14 protein-coding genes are annotated in these 10,877 nt (G+C 71.3%); 7 read left to right on the top strand and 7 right to left on the bottom strand.

Annotated features, from left to right (window positions below; translation table 11 throughout):
• Both E1295_RS49115 and E1295_RS32720 read left to right on the top strand, forming a co-directional pair.
• The coding region (locus tag E1295_RS49115; protein ID WP_166427508.1) for a hypothetical protein at positions 1 to 211 on the top strand (211 nt) is incomplete at its 5' end.
• A gap of 378 nt (positions 212 to 589) precedes the next feature.
• Positions 590 to 1,303 (top strand): cation:proton antiporter domain-containing protein, encoded by a 714-nt coding sequence (locus tag E1295_RS32720; protein WP_246080610.1) that lies wholly within the window; start codon positions 590 to 592, stop codon positions 1,301 to 1,303.
• On the opposite strand, the gene E1295_RS32715 is transcribed toward E1295_RS32720, so the two are convergent.
• The 7 genes from E1295_RS32715 to E1295_RS32685 all read right to left on the bottom strand — a co-directional run bounded on the left by E1295_RS32715 (position 1,300) and on the right by E1295_RS32685 (position 8,074).
• Positions 1,300 to 1,557, bottom strand: a complete 258-nt coding sequence (locus E1295_RS32715) for a UBP-type zinc finger domain-containing protein (protein WP_132636462.1) — start codon at positions 1,555 to 1,557, stop codon at positions 1,300 to 1,302. The two genes, E1295_RS32720 and E1295_RS32715, sit on opposite strands and share 4 nt — an antisense overlap.
• Before the next feature lie 154 nt (positions 1,558 to 1,711).
• On the bottom strand, positions 1,712 to 2,446 hold the full coding sequence (locus E1295_RS32710) for a PD40 domain-containing protein (protein ID WP_166427507.1): 735 nt from the start codon (positions 2,444 to 2,446) through the stop codon (positions 1,712 to 1,714).
• Positions 2,392 to 2,859: a hypothetical protein gene (locus E1295_RS32705; protein ID WP_132636458.1), complete on the bottom strand. Its 468-nt coding sequence runs from the start codon at positions 2,857 to 2,859 to the stop codon at positions 2,392 to 2,394. Before E1295_RS32705 ends, E1295_RS32710 begins: the two co-directional genes overlap by 55 nt.
• A gap of 259 nt (positions 2,860 to 3,118) precedes the next feature.
• On the bottom strand, positions 3,119 to 5,281 hold the full coding sequence (locus tag E1295_RS32700) for a transglycosylase domain-containing protein (protein ID WP_132636456.1): 2,163 nt from the start codon (positions 5,279 to 5,281) through the stop codon (positions 3,119 to 3,121).
• Positions 5,281 to 6,189, bottom strand: a complete 909-nt coding sequence (gene bla / locus E1295_RS32695; RefSeq protein ID WP_132636454.1) for a class A beta-lactamase — start codon at positions 6,187 to 6,189, stop codon at positions 5,281 to 5,283. Before bla ends, E1295_RS32700 begins: the two co-directional genes overlap by 1 nt.
• 96 nt (positions 6,190 to 6,285) lie before the next feature.
• A complete protein-coding gene (locus E1295_RS32690; RefSeq protein WP_132636452.1) occupies positions 6,286 to 7,497 on the bottom strand; it encodes an MFS transporter in 1,212 nt (403 codons plus the stop codon).
• Complete coding sequence (locus E1295_RS32685; RefSeq protein ID WP_132636450.1) at positions 7,490 to 8,074, bottom strand: helix-turn-helix domain-containing protein; 585 nt, start codon at positions 8,072 to 8,074, stop codon at positions 7,490 to 7,492. Before E1295_RS32685 ends, E1295_RS32690 begins: the two co-directional genes overlap by 8 nt.
• 130 nt (positions 8,075 to 8,204) lie before the next feature.
• On the opposite strand from E1295_RS32685, the gene E1295_RS32680 reads away from it, so the two are divergent.
• The 5 genes from E1295_RS32680 to E1295_RS32660 all read left to right on the top strand — a co-directional run bounded on the left by E1295_RS32680 (position 8,205) and on the right by E1295_RS32660 (position 10,804).
• Complete coding sequence (locus E1295_RS32680) at positions 8,205 to 9,197, top strand: alpha/beta fold hydrolase (RefSeq protein ID WP_132636448.1); 993 nt, start codon at positions 8,205 to 8,207, stop codon at positions 9,195 to 9,197.
• A gap of 92 nt (positions 9,198 to 9,289) precedes the next feature.
• Positions 9,290 to 9,679: a hypothetical protein gene (locus E1295_RS32675; RefSeq protein ID WP_132636446.1), complete on the top strand. Its 390-nt coding sequence runs from the start codon at positions 9,290 to 9,292 to the stop codon at positions 9,677 to 9,679.
• Positions 9,680 to 9,744: 65 nt separating this feature from the next.
• Entirely contained in the window at positions 9,745 to 10,071 is a 327-nt protein-coding gene (locus tag E1295_RS32670; protein ID WP_132636444.1) for a YidH family protein, read from the top strand.
• An 11-nt stretch (positions 10,072 to 10,082) separates the two neighbouring features.
• Complete coding sequence (locus E1295_RS32665) at positions 10,083 to 10,430, top strand: DUF202 domain-containing protein (RefSeq protein ID WP_132636442.1); 348 nt, start codon at positions 10,083 to 10,085, stop codon at positions 10,428 to 10,430.
• Positions 10,431 to 10,489: 59 nt separating this feature from the next.
• Positions 10,490 to 10,804, top strand: a complete 315-nt coding sequence (locus E1295_RS32660) for a hypothetical protein (RefSeq protein WP_132636440.1) — start codon at positions 10,490 to 10,492, stop codon at positions 10,802 to 10,804.
• The last annotated feature ends 73 nt before the right edge of the window (positions 10,805 to 10,877 follow it).

Raw genomic sequence — 10,877 nt, 5'->3', positions numbered from 1 at the left:
GGGGGCGGGCCGGCCCCGCCCGGCCCCGCAGCAGCGTCAGGCGCCCGCCCACCAGAACCCCGTGGACCCGCTGATGTCCCTGGGCCGCGACGATCACGGCGATCCGGAGATGACCCGCCCCTACGTCGGGGACCCCATGTTCTCCACGGGTGAGCGCCTGCGCCCGGAGCAGCCGGACTACCACGAGAGAAGCGACCGCAGGGAGTGGTGAGGGCCGCCCGCCGCCCCTGCCCACCGCAGGGAGTGGCGAGGGCCGCCGCCGCCCTTGCCCACTGCAGAGCGTGGTGACGGCCGCCTGCCGCACCTGCCCACCCCGCAAAGCGTCGTCTGCGCGTCCGCGTCCACCGCGTCCACCGCGTATGTGACCACGGCCGTTCCGCCGCGCGGGCTGCCCGCGCGCAACCTCCCGCGCCACGGGTGCTGCCGTGGGCGTCCTTCCGCGGTCATGGGTGCCGGCGTGGGCGTCCTTCCTGCGCCACGGGTGCGGCGTGCGCGTCTTCCTGCGCCACGGGTGCCGCCGTGCGTGGGGCACTGCGCCCTCCCGGGTACGCTCACGGCGGGGTGATCGGGCCTAGGGGGAGGAGCGCCGGTGAATCCCACCATGGGCCTGCAACTGCTGATGGCCGGCTACGCCGCCGCGGTGCTGACGGTGACGATCGCCGCCAGGTTCGTGTGGTTGTTCGCGCTGACGCCCCTCGGCAACCTGCTGCGCGGGGGCGAGCAGCCACCCTCCCGGCGGCAGGTGACGCTGCTCGGGTGGGCGGGCATGCGGGGTGTGGTGTCGATGGCGGCGGCGTACGCCATCCCGCCTGAGGTGCCCGAGCGCGACCGTGCGATGTTGCTCTTCCTGACGTTCACCACCGTGATCGGCACGCTCCTGATCCAGGGCACCACCTTCCCCGCGCTGATCCGTCGGCTGCGCGTGTCGAGTGACCAGGAGGAGTACGAGGACCGCCTGGCCGCGGCGGCGGCTCAGCAGACGGCGCTGGAGGAGGGGCTGGCGGAGCTGGACCGGCTGCTCGCGGGGCGCGACGAGCCCGACGAGATCGAGAAACAGGTCATCGACCAGCTGAGGGAGAAGGCGTGGCGCCGGTCGATGTCGGCGTGGGAGCGCCTGGGCGGCGGCAGCGGGCAGGACGGCGCGGAGACTCCCAGCGCGCTGTACCGGCGCCTGCGCCGCGAGATGTTGCAGGCCGAACGCCGGGTGTTCGTACGCCTGCGCGACGAGCGCCACATAGAGGACGAGGTGCTGCGCGACCTGATGGCGCAGCTCGACCTCGAGGAGGCGATGCTGGAGCGCTAACCCATCCGGCTGTCCACGAAGCACCAGCGCCACTGCTCGCCGGGCTGGTAGGACTGCATCACGGGATGGCCGGTGGCGTTGAAGTGCGCGGTGGCGTGTCTGGCCGGCGAGGAGTCGCAGCAGCCGATGTGACCGCACTCAAGACAGCGCCGCAGGTGCACCCACCGGCCTCCGTCGGCCAGGCACTCCTCGCAGCCCTCCGGCGTCCTCGCCGCAGGGTCGTCGGCGTGGGAAAGGTGTTCGCACGTGGCCATGGCTCCATGCTATGACCCGCCCCGCCGGCGGGCTCCCGCAGGGCGGCCTTCCGCTCGCACGCCGTGGTGCCCTTCCCGCCGTCCTCGCCCGGCGAGGGGAACGGGGAGGTCACCGCTCGACCGCCGGCCGGACATCCGGCCGCGGGCATGCGCCTCAGCGCCACTCGATGAACACGGCGGTGTCACCGAGCGTGGCGAACGGCCCGGTCCGCTCGACCTTCTCGGGCGTCGATCCCGGCTCGGTGCCGGAGATGAAGTGATCCCTCGCGGCGCCCTTCGCGGACAGGAACACGAACCGCTGACCGTCGGGGGAGATCACCATGGGCTCGTTCCGGTGGTCGTTCTCGGGAACGATGGGCGCTCCGGGTTCCGCCCCGGGGGTGGTGTCGACCGTGGCGAACCTGTCGTCCTGCGTGTCACGCAGCACCATGTCGTCGTCGACCCAGCCGTCGCCGCAGGGGATGGATCCGCCGTCCACGAGGTCGGGACCCACCGCCTGAGCCTCGGGCGGAGCGTCCAGGACACGGCCGCCTGCCAGGAGGCGCTTGCCGTCCGGCGAGAGGAAGGCTTCGCCGGCCAGCACCGCCCTGCCGCCCTCCAGCGTGATCATGTCTTCACTGATGACCCCCTTGAACTCCAGGTGGTCGACCGCCTTGTGGTCCCCGGTCAGCGGGCGGCTCGCGACGCGGTCCTTGGTCTGCTCGAAGTTGCCGTCGGGCGCCCTGTACGTGAACCAGATCACGCTTCCGTCCCGCGCGAAGGCCGCGTTGTGCTCGTGCGGGGTGTTGCCGAAGTCCTGGTTTCCCGTCAAATCAATAAATTTGCCCGCGCGGTCTACATATCCGACATGAGTGGCCTCGGTCTCCGGGTCCTTGGTGACCACGGCCATTTTCGTGAAGTCCCGGTCGAAATCGAGCGGATGGCGGTCGCGTCCCCCACGTCGGTGGGCTGGCTGTCCGGCTCGCACAATTCCCTGACGGCGGTGATGGGGCTGTGCTTGTCGGATTCGACCACCGCCGTGGCCGGCAGCGGGAACTCCGCATGCGCCATGTGCTTCCAGCTCCGCGGGTCCCAGTCGTCGACGAGGACGGCCGTGCGGTTCCCCGGTGAGCAGACGGCGGTGATGAGCATGTTCTGCCGCGCGAAGTCCCCGCTGACGGAGGTCTCCGCGGAGATCTCGGATGGCGCCTGGCCGGCGTCCGTTCCCGGCTCGCCCTGGTCCGCTTCCGCGGAACAGCCGGCGAGGCCCGCTGTCAGGATCAGAGAGAGAAAGGCCGCCGTTGCCCGTGGCGCGTCGATCATTCGTGTGCCCCTGTCAGAGTTCGGCTCGCATCGGTACCCAGGGCTTCCACGCCCGCTCACCTCATCATGGTGCAGGCGAACCCGATATCGCTCGAAACTCGCGTCACAGGGGCATACTTGACCGAAAAATCCTTTATCCGCTATTCGATATTAAATCCCTATCGCTGTTCAATGTCGCAAATGTCGAGCGGAGAGGCCACGCCGCGCCGCCGGGGTGACGACAGGCCGTACGACCCGGTCATGCTCGGCGTGGCCCCGCTCATCGTCCTGGAGCGTCCTCCGGGTCCGACTGATCCCGCGTCCCCGGGGTTTCCCGGTCCCGCCGCTCCTGGTCCGCCGGGTCACCTCCCCCAGGGCGGCAGAACTCGGAGCAGCCGCCGAAGCGGGCCTGGTCCATCGGCGTGAACGGCGTCGGCGCCACGCGCCTCAGCGCCGCCGCCATCGTCTCCCGCCAGATGGGGCCGGGCACGCTCGCGCCCTGCACCGCACCGTGGTAGCGCCCGCCGAGCCTCACCCCGACCAGCTTGTGCCGCTGGGAGCCGCGCGGGTCCCCCACGCTCACCGCGCCCGCCAGGTCGGGGGTGAACCCGGCGAACCACGCCGCCGCGTAGTCGTCGGTGGTGCCGGTCTTGCCCGCCGCGTCCCTGCCGATGCCGCCGACGCCGCTCATCGTGCCCTTGGTGAACACGCCCGACAACACGGCCGAGGCCGCGTCCGCGACGGCGGGGTCGAGGACCTGGCGGCATTTCGGCCGGTAGCGGGTGGTTTTGCCGTTCCCGTCGGTGACACGAGTGATCGCCATCGGAGCGCAGTAGCGGCCGCGCGCCCCGATCGCCGCGTACGCGTTCGCCACGGTCACCGGGTCCATCTCGTTGATGCCGAGCGTGAACGTCTCGTACTCCTGCAGCTTCTTCCCGTCCGCGCGGCGGATGCCCAGCGACTCGGCCATCGTGACCGACTCGCACAGCCCGACCCGCTGCTCCAGTTCCATGAAGAAGGTGTTGACGGAGTCCCATGTGCCGGTGCGGAGAGTCTTCCAGCCCGGTGAGCCCTCGTCGTTGGTGACCGTGTGCGTGGGGTCGCCGACGTTCTCGCCCGCGCAGTTCCTGAACGCGGCGTACCCCGGCGCGCGGTATCCGGCGCCCGCCTTGAGCCCGTCGTCCACCTTCATGCCCTGCTTCAACGCGGCGAGCAGGGTGAACGTCTTGAACGTGGAGCCCGCCTGGAACCCGGTCCCGCCGCCGTGCGCGGCGTCCGCGACGACGTTGTACGAGATCTCGTTCCTGTCGGCGCCGCGGCCGTAACGCCTGCTGGCGGCCATCGCCCTGATCGCACCGGTGCCCGGCTGGATCAGGGCCTCGGCGGCCACGGCGTGGTCCGAGGGCCTGACCCACTTCTTGATCGCCCGGTCGGCGGCGGCCTGCGCGGCCGGGTCGATCGTGGTCCTGATGGTCAGGCCGCCGCGGTTGAGCGTGGCCAGGCGGGCCTCGGGGGTCGGGCCGAAGGCGGGGTCGCTGAGCAATTCGTGCCTGACATAAAGGCAAAAATACGGATATTTGCTGGATTCGCAGCCCCCGGGAAGCTTCGTACCCTTGTACCCCAGCGCGGTCGCCTGGGCCTTCGCCGCCTCGGCCGCCGTGATCCTGCCCAGTTCGGCCATCCGGCCCAGTACGACGTCACGCCGCGCCCGCAGCCGCTCGCGCTGCGCCCTGCCCAGGTTGGGGTCGGTGGCGTTGGGATCCTGCACGGCTCCGGCCAGCGTCGCCGCCTGGGGCAGGGTCAGCTCGGAGGCCTTGACGCCGAAGAAACGTTCGGCTGCCGCCTCGACGCCGTAGGCGCCGGCGCCGAAGTAGGCGATGTTCAGATATTTCTCGAGGATCTGGTCCTTGGTGTATTTCTTCTCGACCCCCATGGCGTACCGCAGTTCACTCAGCTTGCGCGCGTAGCTGGCCTCCACGGCCGCGCTGCGCTCCTCGTCGCTGCCGGCCGAGTTGAGCAGCACCTGCTTGACGTACTGCTGGGTGATGCTCGACCCGCCCTGGCTGACCTTGCCCGCCCGCAGGTTCGCGGCCAGCGCGCGGAGCGTGCCCTCCACGTCGATCGCGCCGTGCTCGTAGAAGCGGTAGTCCTCGATCGAGACGATCGCGGTCTTCATCACGTCGGCGATCTCGTCGAAGCCGACGACCTGGCGATATTCCTCGTAGAACCGTGCGATCTCCTTCCCTCTGGCGTCCCGCATGATCGTGACCTCGGCCGGCGGCGGCTCGACCAGGTCGGCGGGCTCGAGGTTCACCCCGTCGGCCGCCGCCACGAACCCGAACCCCGCGCCGCCCACGGCGGGCAGGGCGAGCCCCGCGACCAGCACGCCCGCCGCCGCCCCCACGGCGGCCAGGCGTGCGACCTGCGTCCCCCGGCGTGTCATCAGAGCCTGCCGAGCCCGCGGGCCAGGACTTCGGCGGTCTTCGCGATCGTCTTGTCGTCGGCGGCCAGGCCGGGCCTGCGGTTGGTGTAGATGGCCATGATGATGGGGGCGGCGGCCCTGTTCGGCCAGATGACGGCGATGTCGTTCCCGCCGCCGAACCCGTCGGAGTTGGTGCCGGTCTTGTCGCCGATCGTCCAGGTCTTGGGCAGGCCGGCGCGGATGCGGGCGTCGCCGGTCGTGTTCGCGATCAGCCAGGCGTTGAGCTGGGCGCGGTCCTTGGCGTTCAGCGCCTTGCCGTACGTGACGGCGCGCAGGTCGCGGGCGATGGCCGACGGGGTGGTGGTGTCGCGCCGGCTCTTGGGCGTCCAGTCGTTGAGCTCGGTCTCCCAGCGGTCGAGGCGCGAGACCCGGTCCTTCAGCGACCGGAAGTACCGGGTCAGCCCGGCCGGTCCGCCGATCTGCTTGAGGATCATGTTGCCCGCGGTGTTGTCGCTCATCGTGATGGCGGCGTCGCAGAGCCCGGCCACGGTCATGCCGTCCTTGACGTGCTTCTCCGTGACGGGGGAGTAGTCCACCAGGTCGCGGGCCGTCCAGCGGACCCGCTTGTTCATCAGCCCCGGCTGGGAGGTGCGCGCCTTGTGCAGCACGGCCGCGCACGCCATCGTCTTGAACGTGGACAACAGCGGGAACCGCTCGCCCGATCGGTACGCGATCGTCCTGCCGGTGGCGGTGTCGATCGCGTACGCGCCGATGCGCCCCTTGAACGAGGTCTCCAGCGCCCGCAGCTCCTTCGTGGCCCGGGCCTGCCCGGGCACGCCCGTCGTGGCCGAGGCCGTGCCGGAGACGAGGCCGCATCCCAGGAAAGTGATCGTCAGAGCGGTCGCCGTCGCCGCCCGGAGGTGTCGCATGTCGAATCCTTCGCTGTCATCCGTCAGAGGGCAGGAGCAAAGCAGATGCGATCAGCGGATGTCTAATAGCGATATCGCGAAGGAACCGATATCCGATCACGCATGACGCCAGGTCAGCAGCACCATGCCGCCGGCGGTGACCAGCCCGAGCGCGTGCAGGCACAACGTCGGGACGATGCCGAGCACGCCGCCGAGCACCCCCGCCGCCGCCATGCCGGCCAGCGCCGTGGCCGCCTGCGCGCTGCCCAGCAGGCCGATGACGCCGCCGCGGCGATCGTCGCCGGTGACGGTCTGGGCCAGGGTGGTGAAGCCCGCCATCGCGGCCGCGGCGGGCACGCCGGCCAGCACGATCAGCACGAGCGCGGGCCACAGCGCGGGCAGGGCGAGCGGGTAGGCGAACAACGCCAGGTCGGCCGCCCCGAACACGATCGTCCCCCAGCCGAGCAGCGCCCGCGGGCTCGCCCGGCCCGGGCGGGCCGCGACGACCAGCCCGCCGAGCAGCCCACCGACCGCCTGCACCGACAGGAACAGCCCGTAGGCGTCACCGCCGCCGCCGAGGACGTCGGCGACGAAGGGCGCGGCCAGCGTGGCGAAGATCCCCTCACCCAGCCCCGTGATCACCATGTACGCCATCAGCACGCGCACGCCCGCGTGGCCCATGGCCAGGCGGAGCCCTGAGACCCACTGCCCGCCCGCCGACATCGACGAAGCGGGCCGTCCCGGCGCGCGCACCGCCGCCAGCAGGGCCGCGGAGACGACGAAGCTCGCGACGTCGACGAGCACGACCGCGGGCAGCCCGCCCGCGCTGACGGCGACGCCACCCAGCATGGCTCCGAGCAGGCGGGCCAGCTGCCCGCTCTGTCCGTGCAGGGCGTTGGCGCGCACGAGCTGCGACTCGGTCACGACCTGCGGGAGCAGCGCCTTCTGCGCGGGAACGAGCACCGTGCTGAGCACGCCCGTCCACAGCGCGACGGCGTACACGATCCACATCTGGGCCGGGTCGCGCACCGCCAGCAGCGGCAGCAGCCCCAGCGCGAGCAGCAGGTCGGCGACCACCAGCAGCCGGCGGCGTTCCCAGCGGTCGGCCAGCATCCCGGCCACCGACCCGAGCAGCACGTCGGGCAGCCGGGTTACCACCAGCATGATTGCGGTGGACAGCGTCGAGCCGGTGAGCTGGTAGACGTGGAAGGCCAGGCCGGCGCTGATCGCCCAGTCGCCGGTCTGCGAGATCAGTCCGGCGGCGAGCAGGCGCCGGTAGTCACGGTTGCCGCGCAGCGGCGCCAGAGCCCCGGCCGGCGCCTCAGTCATCGGAGCCGGTGGGCGGCAGCGGGACCAGCACCTGCGTCAGGAGCACGGGCCTCGAGCCGTCGGGCTGCGCCGCCGGGTCGCCGACGCGGGCCATCAGCGGCTCCAGCAGCTCCGTGATGGCCGCGCCGACCGCCGCGACCTCGTCGGGCGTGGCGTGGAGGTAGATGTTGCTGACCCCGCCGGCCGAACGCCACGGCTCCGGCTCGTCGCGCCGCCGCTCGCCCCATTCGGCCAGCCGCGCCAGCGCCCGCTCCGCGATGACCTGCTCCAGCAGGCTCCTGGCGGCCGAGTGCTCGGGCTCTCGCGCGTCGTCCCACTCCTGGACGCGCTCGGTCACCTTCCACGGCCGCTCGCGCTCGTCGCGGGCCTCGGCCTGCTCCACGAAGCCGTACTTGGCGAGCTGCCGCAGATGGTAGGAAGCCAGCGCCTGGCTGATGCCGGCTTCGCGCGCGGCCTCGGCGGCGCTCATCGCGCCGGCCCGCATCAGCAGCTCGTGCAGCGCGAGCCGCACGGGATGGGCGAACGCGCGCATGGCCGCCGGGTCGTCGAGCCTGCGGCGTGAAGATTCCAAAGACATGCTTGGGATCCTGGGGCTCCGGCCGCTCGTATGTCAAGGGTTCCTTTGGGATTGCTGGAACGGCAACCCGGTGTGCGCGCCTCGCGTCGTGGCCTGCATGATGCGGAGAACGAGCCCGACTGGAGGACGCATGCCACAGCCCGATCACCCCTCGTTCTCACCCGCCGACGTGCGCCACCGGCTGGTGGAGACGCCCGGCGGCCGCATCCACGTGGCGGAGCAGGGCGACGGCCCCCTGGTCCTGCTCGTCCACGGGTTTCCCGAGTCGTGGTATTCGTGGCGCCACCAGCTGCCCGCCCTCGCCGCGGCGGGCTTTCGCGCGGCGGCCATCGACGTACGCGGCTACGGCCGCTCGTCCAAGCCCGCGCAGACGCACGCGTACCGCATGCTCGACCACGTCGCCGACAACGTCGCCGTCGTGCGCGCGCTCGGCGAACGGTCCGCGGTGGTCGCGGGCCACGACTGGGGTGCGCCGATCGCCGCCAACAGCGCGCTGCTCAGGCCGGACCTGTTCACCGCGGTGGCCCTGTTCAGCGTCCCGTACTCGCCGCGCGGGCCCGTCCGGCCCACCGACGCCTTCGCCCGGCTCGGCGGGGAGGAGGAGTTCTACGTCAGCTACTTCCAGCGGCCCGGGCGGGCCGAGGCGGAGATCGAACCCGACGTCCGCGGCTGGCTGGCGGGAATCTACGCGGCGCTCTCGGCCGACACGATGACCGCGGCGGGCATCTCCACCGTCCCCGAGGGCGGCCGGCTCTCCGACCGATTCCCCCAGGGCGGGCTGCCGTCCTGGCTCACCGAGGCCGACCTCGACGTCTACGCGGGCGAGTTCGAGCGGAGCGGGCTGACCGGTGCGCTCAATCGCTACCGCAACGTCGACCGCGACTGGGAGGATTTCGCCGCGTGGGACGGCGCCGCGCTCGCCCAGCCCTCGTTGTTCGCCGGAGGCGCGCTCGACCCGACCACGACCTGGATGGCCGGCGCCATCAAGGCCTTCCCCCGGACGTTGCCGGGCCTTTCCGCCTCCCACATCCTCGACGGTTGCGGCCACTGGATCCAGCAGGAGCGTCCCGGTGAGGTCAACCGCCTGCTCATCGGCTGGCTCGAAGGCCTCGCCGCCGGGTGATCCCGCACGGGAGATCGCGAATTTCGGACAGGTCTACAATCCGAAAAGCGGCGGTCACGCGGTGTGGCCGTTTGTTGGGTAGGGTCGGGCACATGCGCCACCTCAAAAGCCGGTTCCTGCCCCTTGCCGCTTTCGCCGTGTGCGTCTTCGCCGCCGGGTGCGGCGGGGTCAACGACACCATCGACAGGGCACAGGCGTGCCTGGAGGCGCCGAAGATCGTCACCGAACTGGGCACGCAGATCGCCAAGCTGACCAATGACCCCCAAGCCATGGACAAGGCGCTCGACGACGCCGCGACCAAGCTCAACGACGTGGCCGACCAGGCGGCCAACACCACGCTCAAGGAGGCCACCGACGACCTGGCAGCCACCCTGAGCGGCATCGACGTCTCCAACGTCAACGACGCCGTCGACGCGGTGCAGAAGGTCGGCACCGACTCCGCCGCCTACCTGGAGAAGGTCGCCCAGGCCTGCACCGGCTGATCCTCCGGACAGAAAGGGCAATCCCGGCTTCTCTAGGGGAAAAGTAGACGAATTACCGTTCTCTCATGGAACCCGACCCGCGTTTCACCTTGGCCAACGAACGCACCTTTCTCACCTGGCTGAGTACGGCGTTGGCGCTCAGCGCGGGCGGGGTGGCCATGGCGGCGGTGCCGGCCGACATTTTCGTGCCCTGGATCCGCATCACCCTCGCCGTCATGCTCGTCTCCCTCTCCGCCCTGGCCGCCGGCCTGGCCTACCCTCGCTGGCGCAACATCCAGCGCGCCCTGCGCAAGCAGGCGCCGCTGCCTCCCCCCGCGCTCGCCGCCGTCTTCGGCTACGGCGTCGCCGCCGTGGCCGTGATCGCCCTCGTCCTCATCGTCCTGTCCATCTGAGGCCGCGGGTGATGAAGGAGGCGACGGCGCCCGACGAGGAGATCTGGGACCAGGGGCTGCAGAGCGAACGCACCCGGCTGGCCTGGGTGCGCACGGCCGTGGCCCTCGCGACGGGCGGGCTCGGCGCGGCCGGCCTGTCCGCCAGGCACGACCTGCCCCTCCTCGGCGCCACGGGCTTCGCCCTGGCCGCGCTCTGTGGCGCCGTGCTGCTCATCAGGACGAGGGCACGGTTCCGCCGCGTCCAGGCCGCCCTGCACGGCGGCCGGCCCCTGGACTCCCGGCTGGACGTGATCCTCGCCTGGCTCGGCACGCTCAGCCTGGTCGCGGGCGCCGTGACCTTCGTGTTCACGGTCAGGTAGGCCGGGGTTGCGATCCGCCACGGGACGGGCGGACACTCGAAAGCGAGGAGGTGACCTCGTTGAACGAAGAACTCAGAACCGTGCCTTTCGAGTGCCGCCGCTGCTGGCATGTCTGGGAGGAGCAGTATCTGGTCAGGCGCGTCGACGACCGTCACGGCAACGAAAGGGAGGTGTGGCTGCGCCACGGCCTCCCCGCGCTCCCGCCCGGACCCGGCGTGATCTGCCCGCACTGCGGGTGCCAGGAGTCGACCAGGTTCCCTGACGGCTATCTGTCACGCCATCCGGAGCTCATCCCGGCGGCCGAACCCGGCGTGCCCGACCCGACGCCGCTGCTCAGCCCGGTACAGCGGCCGGCGCATCGACACCTTACGTAACGATTGGTGGCATTCCGTAGCGTTCGGCGACACAAAGGCTCGCCTTGCAGGGGCGTACGGAACCGGACGGACA

Source organism: Nonomuraea mesophila, assembly GCF_004352805.1.
Taxonomy (GTDB): domain Bacteria; phylum Actinomycetota; class Actinomycetes; order Streptosporangiales; family Streptosporangiaceae; genus Nonomuraea; species Nonomuraea longispora.
Note: the sequence above shows the minus strand (reverse complement) of the source record. Positions and strands in the feature narration are given on the sequence as shown.

Excerpts from the sequence above, each read along its gene's own strand:
- E1295_RS32715 (WP_132636462.1), bottom strand. The coding sequence starts at position 1,557 with ATGGCCACGTGCGAACACCTTTCCCACGCCGACGACCCTGCGGCGAGG.
- E1295_RS32710 (WP_166427507.1), bottom strand. The coding sequence starts at position 2,446 with ATGGCCGTGGTCACCAAGGACCCGGAGACCGAGGCCACTCATGTCGGA.
- E1295_RS32705 (WP_132636458.1), bottom strand. The coding sequence starts at position 2,859 with ATGATCGACGCGCCACGGGCAACGGCGGCCTTTCTCTCTCTGATCCTG.
- E1295_RS32700 (WP_132636456.1), bottom strand. The coding sequence starts at position 5,281 with ATGACACGCCGGGGGACGCAGGTCGCACGCCTGGCCGCCGTGGGGGCG.
- bla (WP_132636454.1), bottom strand. The coding sequence starts at position 6,189 with ATGCGACACCTCCGGGCGGCGACGGCGACCGCTCTGACGATCACTTTC.
- E1295_RS32690 (WP_132636452.1), bottom strand. The coding sequence starts at position 7,497 with ATGACTGAGGCGCCGGCCGGGGCTCTGGCGCCGCTGCGCGGCAACCGT.
- E1295_RS32685 (WP_132636450.1), bottom strand. The coding sequence starts at position 8,074 with ATGTCTTTGGAATCTTCACGCCGCAGGCTCGACGACCCGGCGGCCATG.
- E1295_RS32680 (WP_132636448.1), top strand. The coding sequence starts at position 8,205 with ATGCCACAGCCCGATCACCCCTCGTTCTCACCCGCCGACGTGCGCCAC.
- E1295_RS32675 (WP_132636446.1), top strand. The coding sequence starts at position 9,290 with ATGCGCCACCTCAAAAGCCGGTTCCTGCCCCTTGCCGCTTTCGCCGTG.
- E1295_RS32670 (WP_132636444.1), top strand. The coding sequence starts at position 9,745 with ATGGAACCCGACCCGCGTTTCACCTTGGCCAACGAACGCACCTTTCTC.
- E1295_RS32665 (WP_132636442.1), top strand. The coding sequence starts at position 10,083 with ATGAAGGAGGCGACGGCGCCCGACGAGGAGATCTGGGACCAGGGGCTG.